Consider the following 22,109-nt stretch of genomic DNA (forward strand, 5'->3'; position numbering starts at 1 on the left):
AACTTAGCGGCGGAGCGCTTCCGCGTCGGCCGGGTCATGGCCCAACGAGGTATGGCGAATGAGCCTATCCTCCAGCGTCAGCAGATGCTGGCGCATCGCTTCGCCCGCCCTCACCGGGTCGTGGGCGGCAATCGCCTCGATGATTTCCGTATGATCGCTGTGCGAGTCGGTGGGCGACGCGTTGTGACTGCGGGCCAATGCGCGTAGCGCCTGCCAGGCCGGGTACTGCCGCACGCGGTTTACCACGTCGAACAGCGACAGGAACAGCTGATTGCCCGCACTCTGCGCAATCAATCGATGCAAAGAGCCGTCCCACAGTTCGCGCCAGTCGGCGTCGGTGCGCTCATAGATTTTGTCGCGCAGCGCCCGCATCCTTTCGATGTCCGACGGCTTGGCGCGCAGCGCGGCTAACTGCGCCAGCTGTGGTTCGATGCGCAACCGCACCTCCATGATTTCCATGAAATTGGTTCCTTTGATCAGGTTGGCCGCGTGGGTTCCCCACTGGTCTGGCTTTTGCCCGAGAAACGTGCCGGAACCCTGCTTGCGCCAGATCAGCCCTTCCGCTTCCACTACCTCCAGCGCGCGCCGCACCTCGCGTCGTCCCACCCCCCACAGCTCGGAGAGCGCCCGTTCCGTCGGCAGTTTTCCATCAGGCTCCAACGCGCTCTCGCGCAGAAGTTCACGCAGTTTCTCGAGCGCATAATGCGAATTTTCCGTTTTCCTGACGCGGGCCATGTCGCTCATTGGTTCACTCCAATTGGTAATTGGTTCAAAAAAAGCACGATGGCCGGGTCAAGTCAACACAGGAAAAAGGCGCCAAACGTGCGGCAAATAGCCGCGAAATCACTGCAATTGAGGTGGATTAGGTACAGATGATGCGGCACTGAACCGGGCGACCGGTTGAATACGTGGCGAGCGTGTATTTTTTAAGCGTTTTATATCGAGACATTTCACGCCTTTTTTTCGTTAATACATGAAAAAAACCGGCCTGCAGCGCGACGCGTTGATACCACAGCGCTGCCAAGCGGATGATTAGCAATAAGAAATGATGATGGATAGACGCGGCCGGGACCTCAGTCAGCGTCTCTGAACTCTTAGAGTTTTGCGGATGCGAGTCTTTAAGCGGACGGGCGGAAAACGCCGCCGTCTGTCGACGACGGCTCAGACCGGTCATGCGGCCGCGCGCGGCGTCGCGGCAGGCAGAAGGCGGTACAAGACGAAAGCGGTAATGAACGTGGCGGGCGCAGACCAGGACTGCCATGCCGCGTCCGCATACATCAACAGGATGCCGACGGCGACGCTCGCGCCCCAGGCGGTCAACCCTGAGAGGTTCATGTTGCGCTCCTCGTTGATGCCCGGCGCCTGACGCGAGGACATCAGGATGTAGCTCAGCGCCACGCCCACCCAGGCCACCACGAAGATCCCCTGCCAGGCTAACGCCTGCAAGATGTAGCTAAACACATCCGCCAGCATCAGCACATAGACCACCACCCCGACCAGACAGGCCCAGATAATTCGCCGGAAGCGCAGCCGGAACAACAGCCGGAAAAAGTGCTGCATATTGACCGTCGCCAGAAAATAGTTGGCGGTGTTGATGCGGGTTTGCGTCACCCAGACGAAGAACAGTCCCCACAGCCCCAGCAGGTTGAGGATCGCCACCACCACGCCGGTTTCGCTGAGTCCGTCGCTTTCCGAAAACCCGCTGACCAGATAGATGCCCGCCACGCCGTTGAGCAGAAAGGTGATGAGATAAAACGGCATGCCGAAGTTAATGCCCGCGTGGTAATCCGCATCCTTCGCCTTGCCGTAGCGAGCGTAGTCGAAGGTATACATCATCAGGATCCACACGCCCATGTAATAGGTGAAGCAGTGCCACCAGCCATAGGCCGGCGGATCGGCGGGACCGAACGCCAGCCACTGCGGGTTATAGCCGTTTTGCTGAATAGACACCGCCACGGTCAGCAGCAGCCCAAACAGGTAAAACGGCAGCAGTACACCGTTAAATTTGTCCAGCCAGTGCTGCACGCTGCCGAAGATCAGCGGCACGCTGTACAACACCACCACCAGCGCAGCGACGGCATAAGGCAACGCCGGGAAGAGGTGATTCAGCGCGAAGGCGATGACCGATCCTTCGAACACGGCGTAATAGATGGCCGTAGAGAAGAAGATTAACGTGGCGAGCGATGAACCGAGCCGACCAAACAGCGCCTGCGAAAACAAGGAGACAGACAGCCCGGTTTTTATCGCGAATCGGCTGATGAACCCATTCACCACGCCGTAACAAACGACCGACAACACCATGCCGATAATGGCGTTTTTCGCGCCCCAGCTCTGCGCGAGCGACGCGCCGACCACGATGTAAAATAGCGCGCTGCATACCGCCCACCACGCCATGGTGAGCGAGAGTTTGCCCATGCGCTCGTTGGCGGTGACCGTGCCGAACTCGGTCTCCGGGGCGGTCAGCTTCACATCAGAAAGATCTGCCATAGGGGTAACTCCTGAGTGCAAAAGAGGGAAAAACACACCTGACCGACGAACATCGGAAAAGGCCACGTTATCGCGATGAACCGCGAGTCGCAGGCAGCCCCCCATCGCCCTGCGGACCGTCGATACCGCGTGGCCCGTGACAGGACGATGAGGACGACTACGCTACCGTCACCGGCGAAGGCCGCCGGGCGGGATCAGACCGTCTGAAGGCCAATCCAGTCTCTTAACTGCGCCAGCCGCTGCTGATACTGCCGCCGGGCGGAGAGCGCCTCTTCCAACGACACCGGCACGAATCGCACCTGATGATGGGGCTGGAGCTGCGCCACCCGATCCAGATCGGCGCTGATGACCGTTCCCAGCGTCATATAACCGCCGCCGGAAACCGCGTCGCGCAGCAAAATTATCGGCTCCAGCCCGCCCGGCACCTGGACCGAGCCGATGGGGTAGCAGGCGTCAACGATATTGGACGGGTCGGAACCTGCGCCGAACGGCGGCGTACGCGGCAGGTACTCCAGCGGTTTACCGCCTTTCAGGCGATAGCCAATACGGTCCGCCTCCGTGCCGACCCGCCAGGTATCGGCGAAAAACTGTGCCGCCGCTTCATCAGTCAGGCGGTGAATGTAGAGGCCGCGAACCAGCCGCAGCGTGACCGCCTTCTCGAAGCGCGGACACAACGCTTCGGGCGCCTGCGCGCCTTCGGCTCCCACGCCGGTCGGTGCGCCGATCGGCAACCGGTCGCCCTCCTGCAACCGTCGCCCTTCCCATCCACCGAGCGCGCCCAGCGTGTAAGTGGAGCGGCTACCCAGCGCCAGCGGAACGTCGATGCCGCCCGCCACGGCGAGGTAGCTGCGGCAGCCCGCCTTGGCGAAATCAAACGTCAACACCTGACCGGGACTGACTCGAAAAGCCGTGTCCAGCGGCATTTCCGCGCCGTCCAACCTAGGCGTCATCCGCGCGCCCGTGACCGCCACCAAAACCGCTTTACCAAACGCCAGCTCCGGGCCGATCAACGTGATTTCCAGCACGGCGGCAGACTCATTGTTGCCCACCAGCAGGTTGGCCATGCGCAAGGCATAGTTGTCCATCCCACCCGAAGGCGGTATGCCGAGGTGGTAGTACCCCTCGCGGCCGGTATCCTGTACCGAGGTCGCCAGTCCGGGCTTGATAACCTTAATCGGCATACAGCACCTCCCGCAGATAGTGGGTGTAATGCGCGGCATCCGCGCTGAATTTTTCCAGTTCGAACGTCACCGGCCGGATGCGCAGGCTGAACGTCCCCGCCTCGACCTCCGCTACGGCGCGGTCGTATTCAGCGCGATCCATCGCCCGGAACTGGACGATATCGCCCGCGCGGAAAAACACCATCGACGCTTGCAGATAGTCGAGACGCTGGCTCGGGTCGTAGATCGGCGCGGGCGTAACGCCGAACAGCTGATAGCCGCCCGCGCCGCGTACCGAATAGATGCAGCCGAAGCAGCCGCCGTGGCCGAGTGACTGGCGCGGCGTGTCGGTGCGCGGCCGCAGATATTTAGGCACTTCCAGCTGTTTGGCTTCTTCCACCATCTGAAACATGAAGGGCAGCCCCGCCACAAACCCCACCATCGAGACAAACCACGGCGTGCCGCTGTGCGCGGCGATAAAATCCGCCACCTCGGCATAGCCGTTAATCGCGGCGGCATACTCCAGATCGGTCGCCTGCGGATCCTGGTGACGGTCGCGAAACCGCATCAGGGTTTCGTGCGTCCACGGGTCATTGTAAAGCACCGGGATTTCGATGATGCGCGTCGACAGCGAGGTGCCGGTGGTGGCCTGCGCCTCGGCGTTTTTTACCTGCTCCAGCACGGTCTCCGGCGCGATGATGTCGGGATTGAAGCGCACCTGAAACGACGCGTTCGCCAGACAGATATCCAGCACGCCGGGCAGCGCCTGCGACGCCAGCGCGTGCGTGATCGCCAAGCCGCGAAAGAACGCGTCGAGCGACATGGCTTCGTCGATTTCCGCAAATAAATGTTCGTCGCCACCAAAGCTGTAACGAATGGCTTTTGTCGTCATGTCATACCTCCTGAGCGGCTGCGGCGGCCCGTTCAGCCAGCCAGCGCTCCAGCGCCGTCGTGGTAAAATCAGCCGCCTGCAGGCGCGCGTCCGCCAGCAGCCATTGATGCAACGACTGGGTGGTGGTGATACCAGAGATGCGCAGTTCCGCCAGCGCGTCGGCCGCGCGGGACAGAGCCTGTGCGCGATCCTCGCCGTGGATGACCAGTTTCGCCACCAGCGAGTCGTAATACGGCGGGATACGATAGCCGGCGAACAAATGGCTTTCGACGCGTACGCCCGCGCCCTGCGGCCAATTGACGTCCGTTACCGTGCCGGGACAGGGGAAGAAATTGCGTTCCGGATCTTCTGCATTAATGCGCATCTCGCAGGCCGAACCGTTCAACGCGATCGCTTCCTGCCGTAAAGTCAGCTTTTCGCCCCCGGCGATACGCAGCATCCACTGCACCAGATCGACGCCCGTGACCATTTCCGTCACCGGGTGTTCAACCTGAATGCGGGTGTTCATTTCAATGAAGTAGAAGCGGCCGGTGGCCGAATCGAAGAGATATTCCAGCGTGCCCGCGCCCTGATAAGACAGGCTCTGCGCCAGCTTCACCGCGCTGTCGCACAGCGCCTGGCGCTGCGCGTCGGTCAACGCGGGAGACGGCGCTTCCTCGAAGAGTTTCTGGCGCCGCCGTTGCAGCGAGCACTCCCGGTCAAACAGATGCACCACCCGTTCGCCGTCGCCGAGGATCTGGACTTCAATGTGGCGGGCGTGTTCGATAAACAGCTCCAGATAGACCCGGCCGGAGCCGAAGGCGGCCTTGGCTTCCTGCTGCGCCAGCGGAAAAGCGGCTTGCAGCGCTTCCTTTGACGGCACGATGCGAATGCCTCGCCCGCCCCCGCCTGCCGCTGCTTTGATCATCAACGGATAGCCGATACGCTCGGCGGCCTGCAATGCGTCGTCGAGCGTGGTGATATCCTGCTCCGATCCCGGCACCACCGGCACGCCCGCCGCTTGCGCGGTACGACGGGCGGCGGCCTTGTCCCCCATCGACCGGATCACCGCCGCCGTCGGCCCGACGAAAATCATGCTGGCTTCACCGACGGCGGCGGCGAACGCCGCGTTTTCCGACAAAAATCCATACCCAGGATGGATGGCATCCGCGCCGCTCTCCCGCGCCGCTTGCAGCACCGCCTGCGAATTCAGATAGCTCTGGTCGGCCCTGGCCGCGCCGATGATGCGGTATTCGTCGGCCAGTTGCGCCGGCAGCGAGGCAACGTCCGCCTCGCTGCACGCCGCCACCGTTGGGATCCCCAGCGCCTGAGCGGCGCGAATGATCCTGACGGCAATTTCCCCTCGGTTGGCAATCAATAATTTATTTATCGGCATCAATATCTCCACTTCCGCGGTGATTGAAATAAACGCTCAGCGATAATAAAAACTTTTATTTAGCGATCCTTTTTAATAATGGCTATAACCTGTCCGGGTTCGACCGAATCACCACTTTCAACTTTGAATTCAATTAATTTTCCTGAATGTCCCGCCACCATTTCGGTAAATTGTTTCATGACTTCAATCAGGCCAATCACCGTATCTTCCTGAACATCATCGCCCTCTTTCGTAAAAGGCGGCATTTCGGGCGCAGGTTGCCGGTAAAAAACCCCCGGCAAAGGAGAATAAACTTCATCATTTTTCATATTAATCACTCCTGATACGGCATTATTTTTTAAAACACGCGTTGTTTTTCTGGTGCTGTAATTTCAATAGACGACGCCTTTAATAATTCGCAGGTCGCCTTTAACAACGTTTGCGCGCCCGGCGTATCGCTATGCATGCAGACCGACTCGAAAACGATAGGAATATCTTGTCCCTCGACGGTACGCACGACGCCGTCTTGACACGCGCGCAGCACCTTTTTCGCTACCTCGTCCGGGTCCAGCGCGCCCACCCGACGGGTAAAGACGATAGATCCGCTCAGGTCATAGTCGCGATCCGCATAAAACTCACAGATAACAGGGTGTTGCAATGCCTGGGCCACTCGCCATACGGCGCTGCCGTGCATGCAATACAGCAGTAAATCCGGCGCAATGCGATGCAGCGCGTCAACAAAGCATTGCGCCGAGGCCTCCTCTTTAGCCAGATGCATATAGAGCGCGCCGTGCGGTTTTATATGCTGTAACTCCATCTGATATAACCGCGCCAATTCCCGCAATGCGCCTAGCTGATAAACGATATCGTTAACGAGTTCATCCGGTTGCATGGCAATATTTCGGCGGCCAAACCCAATTAAATCGCGGTAGCCGGGATGCGCGCCGATGGCGACGCCGTAATATTTCGCCATCTCGATGGTTTTACGCATCACGGTGGGATCGCCGGCATGAAACCCGGCGGCAATATTGGCAGAACTTATGAAAGACATAATTTCTTGATCGATATTGCCGTTAATTACCCAGGACCCGAAGTCTTCGCCCATATCAGAATTTAAATCGATGTGTTTTGTCATACTATTTTATTATTGGTAGCTCATTGATTTAAAAATAATATAGGGGAAGTTTTTTACAGACGAATAGCATTATTTTCTGATAGCAAGCCATCGAAAAAAGAGATCGCTAAATGAAGCCCTATCCCGGTGACGACGCCGGACGGATTTCAGCCCCTCATACCGGAGAAGAGCATGTTGACGCTACGCCAGATTCGATACTTCGTCGCCACGGCGGAAATGGGGCAAATATCACAGGCCGCCATACATCTGAATATCTCGCAATCGGGCGTGACCAGCGCCATTCAGGAGCTGGAAGGCCTGTTGGGGAAGCCGCTGTTCCGGCGTTCGGTGCGGGGCATGACGTTGACGGAGACCGGCACCCACTTTCTGCACCATGCCTACTCCATTCTGCGCAGCGTGGACGATGCGCTGCATATTCCTTCGACGGACGACCAAATTTGCGGCCAGTTGAATCTGGCCGCCTCCTACACGGTGATGGGGTATTTCCTTCCCTATCATTTGCAGCGGCTCTCTTCCGCCTTTCCCCATCTGAATATCAATCTCTACGAGCGGGAGCGCATCGATATTGAGCGCGGTCTGCTGGATGGCTCGCTGGACATCGCGTTGGTGCTGACCGCTAACCTCACGCTCCCGGGCATCACCTCGGAAACGCTGTTTAATTCAGAGCGCCGTCTTTGGCTGCCCAGCCGTCATCCCCTGTGCGACAAACCGCATCTCACGCTCGCGGATGTCGCCAAAGAGCCGTTTATCATGCTGACCGTCGATGAAGCCGACCATAGCGCGATGCGCTACTGGGAAGAAAGCGGGCAGCGTCCCAACGTGATGCTGCGGACCAGCTCCGTCGAAGCCGTGCGCAGCATGGTAGCCGACGGGCTGGGCGTCGCCATCCTGTCCGACCTGGTCTATCGCCCGTGGTCGCTGGAAGGTAAAAGGATCGAAACCCGTGCGCTGACCGACAATCTGCATCCCATGAACGTTGGGCTGGCGTGGCGTAAAGACGCGACCTTCACTCCGTCGATGAACGCTTTCCGACTGTGGTTCCGCAGCGCCTTTCTGACGCCGCAGCTTAATTTGAACCGCCGCTGACCACGGTACAAAGTCGCCACGCCTGTGGAAACGGCGGAAGTGTGACCCGTCTAACAGCCGCGGCACGGCAATTTACGTAGCCTTCCTCCATCTCCGTTGGATTGTCACTGGCCGCCGGCCAGGCAAAACCTGAAGGGTGCTCTTACCAGAGGCCGTTCAGGTTTTTTTTTGCGCCATCACCGAGGTGTCTATGAAAAAAATCAGGTTAACAGGAATAATGAGCGTCACGCTGGCCGCGCTGGCCCTACCGTTCGGCTCGCCGTCCGCCGCCGACCATAGCCGAATAGAAGCCACGTTACAGGCCGACCATCCCGGGCCGCCGATTTCTCGCTACATCTATGGTCAGTTTTCCGAGCATCTGGGACGAGGCATTTATGATGGTATCTGGGTCGGTCCCGACTCGCCTATCCCCAATACGCGCGGCATCAGAAACGATGTGGTCGCCGCGCTGAAAGCCATCAAAGTGCCGGTGGTTCGCTGGCCTGGGGGCTGCTTTGCAGATGAATATCACTGGCGCGACGGCATCGGTCCCCGCGACAAACGCCCGGTGCGTAAGAATAACTGGTGGGGCGGCACGCCGGAGACCAATGCGTTCGGCACGCATGAGTTCTTCGATTTCGCCGAGCAGATCGGTGCGGAGGCGTATATTTCCGTCAATGTAGCCTCGTCCACGCCGACGGAGATGCGCGAATGGATCGAATATCTCACGTCCAAAGACCGGGATAGCCTGGCCAACGAACGACGCGCTAACGGTCGGGACGCGCCCTTTGACGTGCCGTTTATCGGCATTGGCAATGAAAGCTGGGGCTGCGGCGGCAACATGACGCCCGAATACTATGCGAACGAATTACGCCGCTTTGGCGCACTGTTCCATAAAAACGGCACCAACTTCCATAACGATAACGACAATACGGCAATGCGCGTCGGGTCCGGCGCGAATAATGACGACACGAACTGGACCGACGTTGTCATGAAAAACGCCAGCGCGCATCTGGACGCCATTTCTTTGCACTTCTATACCGTGCTCACCGGCGACTGGAAGAACCGCAATCAGGCGTCCGCCACCGGTTTCCCCGATGAACAGTGGAATGCGATTTTCCAACAGACGCTACGCATGGATGACATTCTTCGCCAGCATATCGCCGTCATGGATAAGCGCGATCCGGAAAAACGCATCGGCCTGTTCGTCGACGAATGGGGTACCTGGTATAACGTCGAGCCGGGCACCTACCACGGCCATCTTTTCCAGCAGAATACGCTGCGGGACGGCATTTTGGCGGCCGCCAACTTCAACATTTTTCACCAGTATACCGACCGCGTGCGGATGACCAACATCGCGCAGACCATTAACGTGCTCCAGGCGATGATCCTGACAGCAGGCGATAAAATCGCGTTAACGCCAACCTACTATGCCTACAAAATGTATGTGCCGTTCCAGGATTCGACCGCGATCCCGTTAACGGTGAAAGCCCCTCAGCTGACCTATGGCGGGCGCACATTCCCGGCCTTTAATGTCTCCGCCGCCAGAGGGAAAGACGGCAAAATATACATCGGCGTCGCGAATATGAACCAGCACGCGGGCTACGGTCTGGCCATCAAACTGGGGGCGCTGAACGTGAAAACAGTGTCGGGAGAGGTGCTGACCAGCACGGCGTCGGATGCGCATAACGTCCCCGGTCAGGCTGAAGCCATTCATCCCGAGGTCTTTCACGGCGGCAAAATCGACGGGTCGGTACTGAATCTCACCATCCCCGCGAAATCCGTGGTGGTGGTCAGTCTGGAATAGAAGGTTAACAAGGAAGTGAGACGTCGCGGCAGACAGGACGCTAACCAAGAAAGCCTATTACCGAGGAATACGGTAATAGGCTGCCCTCGGGCACGATAGCGGCCACCCCCGGAGAGTCCTCACGAGGCGGGTAAATATGAACGCCTGAACTCGCCTCAGAGAGAACCGCGAGACCTCTCGCCCTGGATTTACGCCCTTCTCTTCGCAAAGAGGTGGTGAATAAACCTTCGTCTACGTCTCCCAGGGATGAACATCCGCAGGCTTGATGCTTAACTTCACGGTGATAACTGATTTACAGCGATTTGACGGCGTTTTGTCGTCCCAATACCGGCGGCAGCACGTCCCTGTCTATGCAGACATCTATGACCGTGGGAACCGCTTGGTTGATCGCCGTACGTAGCGAGTTTTCCAACTCGGCACGACTCGTGACACTGACACCGTTGGCCCCTAGCGCATGAGCGAACATAGCGAAATCCACCTTTGGAATCACGCAATCCAGCGCCGGATAACCAACCGAGTTCAACCCCTGCCTGCACATGTTGTAGCCGCCATCATTTAATACCACCCAAATCGCCGGGACTCGGTGATGCACTGCGGTACTGATTTCGTTATTCATCAGCATAGAACCATCGCCGATGATGCCGACGGTGACTTTCCCCGACATCGCCAGCCCGACAATGCCGCAGGCATAATGCCCCATGGTTCCCAACGCGGAATTGACCCGATAACGATTGGGCTTTTGAAACTGCAAATATCGGTTTGCCCAAACGTGCGAGTTGCCGGCATCGGACGCCACCAGACAGTCGTGTTCATCAATCGCTACTTTTTGAATGGCGGCCATGACATCGACTGGACTGACCACGCCATCGTTGCTCTTGACCGGGACTTCACGTTGAGATGATTCAAGCGGGTGAAGAGCGGTTGACCGATGAGCAAGAGGCAGCGTTTTTATTTTCTCGTAGACGCCCTGTAGAAAGGTTGTCAGTTCGGCATGGATAACTTCAGTTTCTGGAGGCAGGTTATTTTTAATATCCGCATTTTCCAGGCTGACATAAAAGACTTTAATCCCTTTTATTTTATTTTGGAGATAATGCGCGCTGGATTCCCCCAACCGCGTTCCCAAAATAACCATTGATTTTAACGACAGCTGATTAATGGCAGAAAGAAGTGCTGGCTCATCGCAACCTAAACCGGTGGAGCCCAGGTATAACGGATGGTTTTCAGGGAAGATACCTTTACCACGAGGCGTAGACATAACCGCCGTCTGGGTTTCAATGGCGAGTCGCGTTAATACATCCGACGCGTCGAGACATCCAAAGCCATTCCAGATAATGGCATCGCCCGCAGCCAAAACTTCTGCTATTTTTTGCTGATGCGCGGCCAGAGCGCCCGTATCTTGGCGAACGACCGGTGGGGGCGTATAGGATGATTTTTTGTTGTATTCCTCTTCTGCAATATCTGACTTCTGAATATTGGGAAGAATGAAGATTCCAAGTACATGGCCCTGAGAAACGTTGAAATGATTGATGGCGTCAATCGCTTCACTCAATTTTGCTTTTTCATCGATACACACGACACGATCGAAGTATCCCGAAATCCCTTCTCCTTGCAGGGCAAAGACATCCTCTACCGTCGTTTGCTGCAACCCCCACAATCCATTACTTTGCGCCGTGGTAATCGGGGCGATGAATATTACTTTAGCGCCATCAAGCTTTGCCGTTCGCGCTGCCGTTAATGCGTTGGTGATACCCGGTCCCGCGGTGGTGAAGACGGCGGCAGGCTTGTGATGATACAAGCTGTATTCAGAAGCACAAAACGTCGCGCCAGTTTCATGTCGGCAATGAATGGTTCTGATCGATGACTCTGACAGAGCCTTCCATACGGGGGATATATAAGCCCCTGAAACACCGAAGGCGACATCCACCCCGACAGTCTCTAAATGTCTGACCAGGATTTCCGCCACTGTCTTCTGTGATTTTCCTTCCATAGACGATCCTCATTTGTCGCATAATTTAAACATTACAGAATATATTTCAAAAAAAATAATTAGGCGAGGCGCACTTTATTTATTACCGCTCATCCGTCGCCAATACGCGAGGATAGGTAATAAATGCTGACGACGATCGGGAGATCGCTGAATTCCTCCTTGTTTTCAATAATCTCATTAATGTTGTCGTTTTTTCTTGTCATTAAGAAACCAGATAACTTAATTTTAAGCGAGAAAACAATGCAACAAAAATAACCGGCTGAAACTCATGGTCTAATCCACCCAAAATCTCATAAAGGCGAATATACAAATGAGTCAAAAACAGGAGTCCTCAATATATATATCTATGCCCTAATCATTCAAGTCTAAAGAGAACATAAAATCATGGCTTAATTATAATTACTCATTATTAGCGAAAACCTTTCGTAAAATGCTTAGGCATTGAAACATTCCGCAATCAAAAAAATGAAACAGGCGGAGAATTATTCGTTGTCCCCGATAGCCCAAGCCTAATACTTCTATTTTTCTGATTCACTCACTCCTGCCCGGGCAACATCTACAGAAAAAGGAGCTTAGTCATACAGATGGCTCCGTGTTGAAACCTCGATCATGTGGCTCTGCGACAGTATTGAGGTTGATTGACGTGGTCGATCGCCTATTTAGCCCCTCTGAGGACATCACGCCTTGATTCAGACGACCGCCCCAAAGAAGCGAAGCGCGATGAGAATGCGCACGCATCAAGGCTGACGTCTGTCGGTGAAAAAACTGGGTTTAGCCCAGACTGGGCAGAGGTGAAAAGCACCGAAAGGTGGGATTTAAAGGTTCTAAATATTGGCAAATTCGCCCTCAAAATACGACAAAGTTTCCACAAAAAGGACGTTTTATATGCGCACTGGCTCATCAACCCCAGACGTAGGTTATACCGACGCCGTCGCTTAAAAAAAAAAGATGTTGATGACTGAGTTGCCCATGCTCACCGACGAGATTGCAGTAAACATCGGCATTATTGGCGTGGTGTGACGGCGCGCGAAACCGGGATATAGGGGCAGCAATCCAGGGCAGGTTCCTTTACCGGGGCGGGAGCAGTCCAGGACGGCTTCTCTGAATCCATGAATATCTTCTTAGAAAAAGTCACCACAGCAACATTCAAGAGTATGCGAGAGTATGAAGGCAGCGAAACGGACATCACCGGTCCTCGGGTCCAGAAGTTTACGTTTGACGCTGCCATCAGCGTGAAAACCAAAAACTGTTCATTAACGCGTCTGGTGAACAATGATATTTACTACATGGGGTGCACCGAGAAGGATGCGGCGGCGAAGAGCGTCTAACCCTCTATTTTAACTATATTTTTCATGGAAACAGATGAATACTGAAACAGGCCGCTACTTAACCCCGGTCGAACAGGGAACCGTTTTAAAAGCCTGCCAGGCCGAGGGAAGAAACATCGCCTGATGTAATGCAAAAAGCCCGCTTAAGTTTCCTTAAGCGGGCTTTTCTCAATATGGCTCCTCTGACTGGACTCGAACCAGTGACATACGGATTAACAGTCCGCCGTTCTACCGACTGAACTACAGAGGAATCGTGTGAACGGGGCGCATAGTATCTGGGTCACTCTGGGCTGTCAACGCCAAAATCGCGTTTATATCCCAACTGATTAGCCTCTGTTCAATTCCGCGTTTTTATGCTCAATAGTTATGCGATGAGGCGGCTTTAGCTCCTTTTCGCCAGCGCTGTAGACGCTCCAGTGGCGTCTGTCGGTAGAACCGCGTGAACACGTCATAGACCACGGGAAAACGCTCATAGAGCAGTTCGGGCGCGCTAAAAAAATACTCGGACAGCACGGCGAAACACTCCGCGGGATCGGTCGCAGCATAGGGATCCATACTAGCCCCCTCTTCTCCCACCAGGTCAATCTCCTCCAGTAGTTCGCTCATCGCCCCATGGAGCGCCTGCTCCCACCGCGCTATTTCACGCAGCGGAAGCGGTGGAACGCCGCTGACTTCACGTCCGCCACGCAGATCCAGCTTATGCGCGACTTCATGGATCACCAGATTGAATCCCGACAGATCGAAGGAGTCCTGGATATCCTGTCCGTTGAGCACGATCGGCCCCTGCTCCCAACTTTGACCAGACTGGACGCTCTCCCCCGAGTGGACCAGGCCAATATCGTCCTCCCATTCGTCCGTCACGATGAACGGCGAAGGATAGATAAGGACGTCATGAAAGCTGTCGAGCCAATGGATGCCTAGCTCCATCACGGGGAGGCAAAACAAAAGCGCGATGCGTTGCCGCATCAACGCATCCAACTCAAAATGCTGCAAGGGCACCAGTCGCTTTCGCCGCAGAAACTGCTGCGCGAGGTTGACCAGCTGGCGCCGCTCGCGTTCGTCCAGCGGCGCCAGCAGTGGGATAGACAGTGCTGGCTGCCACGCGGCCCCCTCTTCAGGCGAAGGCGATGAGGTTTTCCAGTGCCACTTCATGCATATTGCTCGCTATGTCGTCACTTAGGTCTAAAGACGTGGATAGGGCTGTTAAAATGCGCCGAAAACGGGCATCATAGTCGCCCTCCGTGGAGAGATGCCGGAGCGGCTGAACGGGACGGTCTCGAAAACCGTTGAGGGAGTCATCCCTCCGAGGGTTCAAATCCCTCTCTCTCCGCCATCATTCAAGCAGTTATCCCAATCCCTTTCTGTGATAAAAATCCCGCGGAGTTAGTCCGAAAAAACCGGCGCATCGTCTCTAACGAAGCTACGCCGGCTCTTTCTGCTTATCAAGGCTTGGTTAATCGCAGTTACTGCGTACGCCACAGCCGGTACTGGCCCCAGATACCGACTTCCGTCAGATATTCCTGCTCGGTGCCGTCGGCAAGCACATCCACGGTCCGTCTCATACCCATTGACGCTACTGTGCACTCGTTACTCACTCTCAGTTTGTGCAGGCCGTTATTCAGATAGGCGGTGACGTACTGATTTTGTCTTAACAACGCAATTTCTTTGCCATCAACCGCGACCACGAACTTACAGTGACCGCCACTCCCGCTACCGATAAACTGTTTATTTCGAGTCACGGTCACTTTGGTCTGCTTGACCTGATTATTTGGCGTGATGATGGTTTGATCCAATATATATTCTGCAGGGCCATGCGGTCTGGAACATCCACTCAATATTAATACGAAAAATAGAAAAAATAGTTTTTTCATTATCATTTACCCAACATAGATGGAGAGCAGTTCATGCGCTGCTCTTATTAAGGATTTATTATTGAAGCCTATCGCAAGAGTGCAAAAAGACTTTATTGCGCTTGAGGTGTTAACTGGGCATTGGCGGCTTTGGGGTGAAGCGTATACATACCGCCGTTGAAAGGATCCACCAGCAAGTAGCCGATAAGACCGCCAAATAACAGGTTCCCGCCGATATACCATCCGTTCGCAGATGATCGAACAGGCAACGTCAGCGGCTGATAACTTTCTTTTGTGAATGTAATTAGGTAGTTTTTCCCACCAAAATAATGTCCGTTAGATTTATCCAGAACTACGTTTTGAGGCGTATTACCGGTGACGACGACTTGCCCGGTTTCATCCTGTATCGAGAATTTTGCGCCAGTGGGATGACTATCAACGTTGACCACCTGAGATCGTTCTCCAACGATAGTTGCGCATCCAGAAAGTAATATTGCTGCAGATAAAGCAAAGACTGCTAATTTTTTCATTTGCGAATGACTCTTTAACTGGTTTTATATTTAGCCTGTGTTGGCTAAAAAATATTACCAAATATTTCATGGCGAGTCATCCTAAAGCGTCACTGATATTTATTCACAATGGCGGAGGGAGTGGAAAATAATTATTGCGATATGAATCCAGCCATGATCATATTTCACAAAGAGTTCACTATGATAATTTGCGCAATTTATCGCCATTGCGTTTTCTTACAGCACCGTTAATTCCTCTTATTCCGCCTGAATCGCTCATTGTTTTACCGCATCGACGTTTGCATTGAATACAGTAACGAATTCATCCCGGCCGCCGCATTATAACAGTAACGCTTTTAGCCTTGTCGCGCTCATAGGTCGTCCATAGTACCAACCTTGTCCCACGGCGTCCTGGCAATGTTCTTTGACATAGGCGGCCTGTTCGGCCGTTTCAATCCCTTCGACAATGACGCAGGTCTTCAGCATCGACGTCATCGTAAACAGTAAATCCACCATGCGGGCGTTGACGGAGTCGGTGCCGATGGCTTCGGTAAACATTCGGTCGATCTTCAAGGCATCAAACGGCAGGCTGGAGAGATACGAAAAATTAGAGTAACCCGTACCGAAATCGTCGATGGCAATACGATATCCCTGCGCACGCAGCTCTGATAACCTTTTCGCCAGCGTCGCATAATTGGCCGTCGAACGCTCCGTGATCTCCAGAATAATTTGTTTCGGCGTCACACCAAAATGCGCGACCTGCTCATTCAGGTACGTCTGATAATCGGTGTCCAGAACGTCGGAGATATCCAGATTGATGCTGAGGTAAAACTCCGGGTTACTTAATAAAACGCTTTGCATCTCGGCAATCGAGCGCTGGGTGATATGCCGCGTGATATCACCGATAATTCCTTGTTTTTCCGCTATGGGGATAAAGACGTCGGGAGACACGAGCTGCCCCTGTTTATTTGTCCACCGGGCCAGTGCTTCGACGCCGATAATTTTTTCATCATTAAGATAAATGATCGGCTGGTAATTCACATGAAGCTTTTTACGGCTGACGGCCAGACGCAGCTGTTTGGTCATAGAACGATTAATGTCGAGCAACAGAAAAATAACCAGCGTCAGCGAGCCGCCTAATATAGCGCCCAACAACGAGATAGCCGAGATCATATAGGCAGGCATCTGTAATACGCCGGAGGCGCTCAGCCGCGCATGAATACAGATTTCATACAGTTTACTGCACAGGTAAGACTGGCGATATTGAGCGAGCCAGGAGCTTTCATAGCGGGTCGGCGTCACGCTTTTATTGCCAAAAGTCTGAAACACGTGGCTATCGTCCGCCGACGTTAACACCGCGCCGTAACCTTTCAGGGGATAAGAAAAGCTACGAAAGGCATCGGGCGATGTGAATACCACCACGTTTTTGCGGCTGGCGATATCTGTCTGAATGCGGGGATCAAAGAGGCCTCTTACGGCGGTCCAAAGCTGGGTGCCGTCCATTTTTTGAACGTCTGTTTCAGGTAGCGTGATGGGCGTTGACAGCACGCCTCGCCCGGCGGTACATAACAATTCGCCGTTCTGTATTCGGCCGAGGTCGATAATATAGCGGTATTTATAAACCATGTAGCGAAGCTGAAATAAATCATCTTCAGAGCAGAGAGGATACTTCAATGCGTAGGCTTCATTGATCGCGGTATTGGATTCCGTGACGACGTCATCGGAACGCTTCATTATGGCTTCGGCAAAATCTTGCAATTTTTTTTGATCGTTTTTTGCTATCACCCGCTGGCTCAGGAGCAACAAAATCAATATCCCCCCCATAATCCCAGCGACAACCATCGCTAGTATCATTTTATTGATTGACTTCATGTTGACTTCCCCGGCCTTGATAAATCCCAACTCGTCGCCCTTTAATCGGCATCACTTCATGGAAGTTTATTGATATATCTTTAAATCAATCCCGCGAATATCACTGTTGATGTCGCGTATTTACGGGAAATTTCCAATTTCACCGCATATCTTCACGACATATTGACCAAACGTGATCAAACGTCACAGCCGATATACTTATCAGGACAGGGGGAGTGACGCGAGGCAGCCGATGCCTCGCATGCTTCAGACTAGAGATACAGCGATGGCTCGCCCGCCGGACGCGTTTTGAAACGCCGATGCAGCCAAAGATATTGCTCCGGCGCCTTCATGATTTCACGTTCTATAGCCCGATTGATATAGGCCGCGGCGGCCAGGCTATCGTCATAGGGATAGTGCTCGAGCGCCGGGGAAACGACTAGCTGATACCCCTGCCCCGCCGGTTTACGAATGACGACGGCGGTCACCAGTTTGGGCTGAGCCAGACGCGCGATGGTGAAAGTGCCGTTTGAGGTCGCCGCCTTCTCTACGCCAAAAAACGGGACGAATACGCTGCCTTTCGGCCCGTTATCCTGATCTGGCGCGAACCACACCGTGCCACCGCGTTTGAGCGTGTGTACCATGCTGATCAGATTTTTGCGGTTCACCAGCACATTGCCCGACCGGGACCGCCCCCACTTCTGCACTCGTTCCAGAATGGCGCTGTTGTGCGGACGGTACATAACCATCATCGGTTTACAGAGGCCGAGAATACGGAAATGCAGCTCCAGCGTCATGAAATGTACGCCGATCACCATGACGCCTTTGTGCGGATCCTGCGTGTTATACAAATGCTCCAGTCCGATGATGTCGAACCATTTTTTTATGCGTTTATCCGGCCAAAACCAGGCCATCCCGGTTTCCAGCAGCGCAATGCCGAGCGACGAAAAATGCTCGGTCAATTTGATTTGTTTCTGGCGCTCGTCAATGTCAGGAAAACACAGTTCAAGGTTACGCCGGGCAATGCTGACCCGTCGTTTCAAAAAACGCATAGAACGCCGCCCCAACCAGTCGCCAAGACGCACCAGCAGGGGATAAGGCAATAGCACCAGCAGATACAACACCGCCAGACCAAACCACAGCGGCCAATGTCTGGGGTGCGCGTAACGGACGAAAAAGGGCAGTCTAGAGCGGGTCACCATAAACGCTATATCCTTCACGATCAGAACATGACAACATCATTGAATATCGGTGGCTCCAACAACTCGGACCTCTCGGTACAGAACCATCGCGTTGCATCATCGAATGTTTTGACAGTCCTGCAAGATGTTAATTCCGAGCTGAATGCGCGCAACGACACATTTCATACAACGGTCAAATAAGCCGTGGTGGCAGAAGGGAAAACACGCGCGGAGTTGTTCTGCGCGGTAGAAAGCTCAGCTTAGGTCACGACCCCACGTTGCTGAGTGATTAACGTAAGGACAGGAGAGAATGTGGGCCGCAGGAAATCCACGGCCCAAGGAAGGCGGTTCGGGCGATTAAGGTTTTAGTACGGATTCAAGCTCCGCCATTTTCGGACCATAAGGCGCGCGCATCCGCAGATTGTATTCGCCGCCGTGGCTCTGCACCACCACCGCTTTGGCATGACTAAAGCGGCGGAAGCCGTAGATGCCATGATAGGCGCCCATGCCGGACGCGCCCACGCCGCCGAACGGCACGCTTTCGATTGTGGCCTGCGTCATGATGTCGTTCACCACCAATGCGCCGGACGTCGTGCGCTCGCTGAATTCACGCTGACGCACCGGGTCCTGACCAAAGTAATAGGCCGCCAACGGACGCGGATGCGCGTTGATATAGGCAACAGCTTCTTCCGGATTAACGTAGGTTTTCAACGGTAGAATCGGTCCGAAAATTTCTTCCTGCATAACCAACATATCGTCAGTCACGTTTAACACTACCGTTGGCGGCAGCTTACGCTGCGGAAGTGCGACGCCCGATTCACCTTCAGCGGAAAGTTCGATGATCGTGGCCCCTTTTTCACGCGCATCGGCCAGCAGCTGCTGCAACCGCTGAAAGTGACGATCGCTGATGATGCCGGTGTAATCGGGGTTATCCGACAACGTTGGGAACGTTTCAGCGATAAAGGCACGCGCATGCGTCACAAATGCATCGCGAGCGGACTCTGGCAGCAGCACATAGTCCGGCGACATGCAGATCTGTCCGGCGTTAAACGTCTTGACCGTCATCACGCGCTCGGCCGCCGTCTGGATATCGGCATCGGTATCGACCATCACCGGTGACTTTCCGCCCAGTTCCAGCGTCACAGGCACCAGATTCTCCGCGGCCGCTCGCATGACGTGACGGCCGACGCTGGTGCTGCCGGTGAAGATCAGGTGATCAAAGGCCTGCGCGCTAAACGCCTTGCCGACGTCCGCATCACCCAGCACGGTCGTCACTTCCAGCGGGTCGAAGTAACGCGCGACCAAGTCCGCCAGCCGTTCAGCCGTGCGCGGCGTTAGCTCAGAAGGCTTGATCAACGCACGGTTACCGGCGGCAAGGACGCCCGCCAGCGGACGAAACGCCAGATTCAGCGGAAAGTTCCACGGACTGATAATGCCGACCACCCCAAGCGGTTGATATTGCACGCGCGCGTGCATACCCGGCCCCGGCGCGGGTTGTTCGTCAGGCTGCATCCACTGAGCCAGATTTTCGCGGGCGTAGTTCAGCGAGTTCACGGTTCCCAGAATATCCGCCATGACGGTCTGATAAGGGCTACGGTGGCCGTAGTCGGCGCGAACCGCCGCTTCCAGCTCCTGATGATGGCGAGTCAGCAACTGAATGGCGCGCTCAATACGGTCGCGGCGCAATTCACTACTGGCAGGCCCGTCCTGCACGTGCGCACGTTTCATGTCTGCGACGGTGGCGGCCAGAGAGGCCGCAGTTAATGAAGAACTCATGATTCACTCCGAAATAAAAATGCGGGTTAGGCCAGCTGCTTGAGCAAAGCCTGGGCGACCCCTTCTGAACTCGCCGGGTTTTGGCCCGTGGTCAGGAGGCCGTCGGTGACAATATGGGGCTGCCAGTCGGCGCCTTTTTCATAGCGCCCGCCCAACTGCTTAAATTCGTCTTCAATCAGGAACGGAACCACCTCAGTCAGCTGTACCGCGGCTTCTTCGCTATTCGAGAATCCGGTTACTTTGCGGCCTTTGATCAGCGGTTCGCCGTCGGCACTGCGAACGTGACGCAACGCGCCAGGCGCATGGCAGACCAGCCCCAGCGGTTTCCCTGCACGGTCGAACGCTTCAAGCAGCGAGATGGAGTCGGCACTTTCCGCCAGATCCCACAGAGGCCCATGTCCGCCGGGATAGAACACCGCGTCGAAGTCGGCCACATTGACTTCAGCCAGTTTCGCCGTACAGCTCAGCGCGTTCTGAGCGTCCGTATCCTGCCTAAAACGTTCTGTCGCGGCAGTCTGCGCTTCCGGTGCGTCGCTGACCGGATCCAGCGGCGGCTGCCCGCCCTGTGGGGACGCCAATGTGATTGCCGCACCCGCATCCTTGAAGACGTAGTAAGGGGCCGCAAACTCTTCCAACCAGAAACCCGTTTTCTTGCCGGTATTACCAAGGCGATCGTGCGACGTTAATACCATCAGAATGTTCATACAAGACTCCTAAAAAGAGGATAAAGATACGCCGCTAACCTTTTCGGCGTCCTTAAGGCCCCCTGCGGGGGGAAGTAATAATTCGGTAGTTATCAATGCCTGGTACAACGGCGCTTTATCCTTGCCCAGCTTGGACAATAGCGCGGCGCCCAGCCACAGCTGATACAGCGTTTGCGCAGTTTCCGCAGGCGGCAGGGACAATCGTAACGAACCATCCGCTTGCCCCTCGCCCACCGTCTCGGCGATACGCGCCACCAGGTGTGACACGCCGTCGCACAATGTCCGCCGCATAGCTTCGGAGAGATCGGCGACCTCCGCAGCCAGCTTGACCACCAGGCAGTGTTCAGCCCAGCCGCCCAGCAGCGGATCGTCTATCCACGCGGTCCAGTAACGCATTAATCGCTCGCGACCGCTTCCCGACTCTGCGCTGAGCAGCGTATCCAGACGCTGCTGATATTCATTGACATAATCCGCGAGCAATTCGCAACCGAACTGCTCTTTGGAAGCAAAGTAGTGATAGAACGATCCCTTAGGCACGTGGCAGGCATCCAGAATCGCTTTGAGGCCGACGCCGACAAAACCCTGACGCAACACCAATAAACGGCCGGTATCGAGGATTTGTTGACGGGTCTGTTTCGTCTTGCTTATCGAAGTCATAACACTAAGTTAACATTAAATAGACCGGTCGTCTAGTGATGAGTGGAAGTGAACTGAGAGGGGCGGATACCAGCGGACAAAGCGCCTGCCGGCTATACGCGTTAGGTTTCTGAACACAGGCGGAGTACCGCGGAAGATAGGTGGGCAACGCCAGATGATGGCAAAGGGCAAGGAGCAAATAGGCTTTGGGCTTTGGGCTTTGGGCTTTGGGCTTTGGGCTTTGGGCTTTGGGCTTTGGGCTTTGGGCTTTGGGCTTTGGGCTTTGGGCTTTGGGCTTCGGGCTTCGGGCTTCGGGCTTCGGGCTTCGGGCTTCGGGCTTCGGGCTTCGGGCTTCGGGCTTCGGGCTTCGGGCTTCGGGCTTCGGGC

The 22,109-nt window shown here is 55.1% G+C and carries 19 protein-coding genes and 2 tRNA genes; 4 read left to right on the forward strand and 17 right to left on the reverse strand.

The window, feature by feature from the left end; genetic code table 11:
- Nucleotides 1–3: 3 nt before the first annotated feature.
- The 7 genes from BLU64_RS09335 to BLU64_RS09370 form a co-directional block, all read right to left on the reverse strand.
- On the reverse strand, nucleotides 4–744 hold the full coding sequence (locus BLU64_RS09335) for a FadR/GntR family transcriptional regulator (protein ID WP_081825720.1): 741 nt from the start codon (nucleotides 742–744) through the stop codon (nucleotides 4–6).
- A gap of 426 nt (nucleotides 745–1,170) precedes the next feature.
- On the reverse strand, nucleotides 1,171–2,487 hold the full coding sequence (locus tag BLU64_RS09345) for a purine-cytosine permease family protein (RefSeq protein WP_074728464.1): 1,317 nt from the start codon (nucleotides 2,485–2,487) through the stop codon (nucleotides 1,171–1,173).
- Between the two features lie 194 nt (nucleotides 2,488–2,681).
- A complete protein-coding gene (locus BLU64_RS09350) occupies nucleotides 2,682–3,668 on the reverse strand; it encodes a 5-oxoprolinase subunit C family protein (protein WP_074728466.1) in 987 nt (328 codons plus the stop codon).
- Entirely contained in the window at nucleotides 3,658–4,539 is an 882-nt protein-coding gene (locus BLU64_RS09355; protein ID WP_074728468.1) for a 5-oxoprolinase subunit B family protein, read from the reverse strand. Before BLU64_RS09355 ends, BLU64_RS09350 begins: the two co-directional genes overlap by 11 nt.
- 1 nt (nucleotide 4,540) lies before the next feature.
- Nucleotides 4,541–5,920, reverse strand: a complete 1,380-nt coding sequence (locus tag BLU64_RS09360; RefSeq protein ID WP_139171495.1) for an acetyl-CoA carboxylase biotin carboxylase subunit — start codon at nucleotides 5,918–5,920, stop codon at nucleotides 4,541–4,543.
- Nucleotides 5,921–5,973: 53 nt separating this feature from the next.
- On the reverse strand, nucleotides 5,974–6,222 hold the full coding sequence (locus tag BLU64_RS09365; protein ID WP_026743300.1) for an acetyl-CoA carboxylase: 249 nt from the start codon (nucleotides 6,220–6,222) through the stop codon (nucleotides 5,974–5,976).
- Nucleotides 6,223–6,251: 29 nt separating this feature from the next.
- Nucleotides 6,252–7,028, reverse strand: a complete 777-nt coding sequence (locus BLU64_RS09370) for a 5-oxoprolinase subunit PxpA (protein ID WP_026743299.1) — start codon at nucleotides 7,026–7,028, stop codon at nucleotides 6,252–6,254.
- Between the two features lie 171 nt (nucleotides 7,029–7,199).
- Here BLU64_RS09370 and BLU64_RS09375 point away from each other — a divergent pair, with 171 nt between their 5' ends.
- Nucleotides 7,200–8,114, forward strand: a complete 915-nt coding sequence (locus BLU64_RS09375) for a LysR family transcriptional regulator (RefSeq protein ID WP_026743298.1) — start codon at nucleotides 7,200–7,202, stop codon at nucleotides 8,112–8,114.
- Between the two features lie 190 nt (nucleotides 8,115–8,304).
- Nucleotides 8,305–9,900, forward strand: a complete 1,596-nt coding sequence (locus BLU64_RS09380; RefSeq protein WP_074728472.1) for an alpha-N-arabinofuranosidase — start codon at nucleotides 8,305–8,307, stop codon at nucleotides 9,898–9,900.
- 292 nt (nucleotides 9,901–10,192) lie between these two features.
- Here BLU64_RS09380 and BLU64_RS09385 read toward each other — a convergent pair whose 3' ends face one another.
- The gene (locus BLU64_RS09385) at nucleotides 10,193–11,887 is read right to left on the reverse strand and encodes a thiamine pyrophosphate-binding protein (RefSeq protein WP_071999790.1); all 1,695 of its coding nucleotides are present in this window, start codon (nucleotides 11,885–11,887) and stop codon (nucleotides 10,193–10,195) included.
- A 1,109-nt stretch (nucleotides 11,888–12,996) separates the two neighbouring features.
- On the opposite strand from BLU64_RS09385, the gene BLU64_RS09390 reads away from it, so the two are divergent.
- Nucleotides 12,997–13,215, forward strand: coding sequence for a hypothetical protein (locus BLU64_RS09390; RefSeq protein ID WP_026743295.1), 219 nt, complete (start codon nucleotides 12,997–12,999; stop codon nucleotides 13,213–13,215).
- A 174-nt stretch (nucleotides 13,216–13,389) separates the two neighbouring features.
- On the opposite strand, the gene BLU64_RS09395 is transcribed toward BLU64_RS09390, so the two are convergent.
- Nucleotides 13,390–13,465: transfer RNA gene (locus BLU64_RS09395), tRNA-Asn, on the reverse strand.
- A 107-nt stretch (nucleotides 13,466–13,572) separates the two neighbouring features.
- Nucleotides 13,573–14,367: a DgsA anti-repressor MtfA gene (gene mtfA / locus BLU64_RS09400; RefSeq protein WP_074728474.1), complete on the reverse strand. Its 795-nt coding sequence runs from the start codon at nucleotides 14,365–14,367 to the stop codon at nucleotides 13,573–13,575.
- A 91-nt stretch (nucleotides 14,368–14,458) separates the two neighbouring features.
- Between mtfA and BLU64_RS09405 the strand changes: the two genes are divergently transcribed.
- Nucleotides 14,459–14,548, forward strand: a tRNA-Ser gene (locus BLU64_RS09405).
- 130 nt (nucleotides 14,549–14,678) lie between these two features.
- Here the strand turns inward: BLU64_RS09405 and BLU64_RS09410 are convergent.
- The 7 genes from BLU64_RS09410 to BLU64_RS09440 all read right to left on the reverse strand — a co-directional run bounded on the left by BLU64_RS09410 (nucleotide 14,679) and on the right by BLU64_RS09440 (nucleotide 21,743).
- Nucleotides 14,679–15,008 carry a hypothetical protein gene (locus tag BLU64_RS09410; protein WP_235195106.1) on the reverse strand — a complete coding sequence of 110 codons (330 nt, stop codon included), beginning with the start codon at nucleotides 15,006–15,008 and terminating at the stop codon, nucleotides 14,679–14,681.
- A 170-nt stretch (nucleotides 15,009–15,178) separates the two neighbouring features.
- Nucleotides 15,179–15,595, reverse strand: a complete 417-nt coding sequence (locus BLU64_RS09415; RefSeq protein ID WP_026743292.1) for a putative periplasmic lipoprotein — start codon at nucleotides 15,593–15,595, stop codon at nucleotides 15,179–15,181.
- 318 nt (nucleotides 15,596–15,913) lie between these two features.
- Nucleotides 15,914–17,446, reverse strand: a complete 1,533-nt coding sequence (locus BLU64_RS09420) for an EAL domain-containing protein (protein ID WP_074728476.1) — start codon at nucleotides 17,444–17,446, stop codon at nucleotides 15,914–15,916.
- 251 nt (nucleotides 17,447–17,697) lie between these two features.
- Nucleotides 17,698–18,627 carry an LpxL/LpxP family Kdo(2)-lipid IV(A) lauroyl/palmitoleoyl acyltransferase gene (lpxL, locus tag BLU64_RS09425; protein ID WP_026743291.1) on the reverse strand — a complete coding sequence of 310 codons (930 nt, stop codon included), beginning with the start codon at nucleotides 18,625–18,627 and terminating at the stop codon, nucleotides 17,698–17,700.
- A 336-nt stretch (nucleotides 18,628–18,963) separates the two neighbouring features.
- The gene (locus tag BLU64_RS09430) at nucleotides 18,964–20,382 is read right to left on the reverse strand and encodes a coniferyl aldehyde dehydrogenase (protein ID WP_026743290.1); all 1,419 of its coding nucleotides are present in this window, start codon (nucleotides 20,380–20,382) and stop codon (nucleotides 18,964–18,966) included.
- Nucleotides 20,383–20,408: 26 nt separating this feature from the next.
- On the reverse strand, nucleotides 20,409–21,086 hold the full coding sequence (locus tag BLU64_RS09435) for a type 1 glutamine amidotransferase domain-containing protein (protein ID WP_026743289.1): 678 nt from the start codon (nucleotides 21,084–21,086) through the stop codon (nucleotides 20,409–20,411).
- Between the two features lie 9 nt (nucleotides 21,087–21,095).
- A complete protein-coding gene (locus BLU64_RS09440; protein ID WP_051625554.1) occupies nucleotides 21,096–21,743 on the reverse strand; it encodes a TetR/AcrR family transcriptional regulator in 648 nt (215 codons plus the stop codon).
- Nucleotides 21,744–22,109 lie beyond the last annotated feature (366 nt).

Origin of the sequence: Lonsdalea quercina, assembly GCF_900107885.1 — a bacterium.
Taxonomy (GTDB): domain Bacteria; phylum Pseudomonadota; class Gammaproteobacteria; order Enterobacterales; family Enterobacteriaceae; genus Lonsdalea; species Lonsdalea quercina.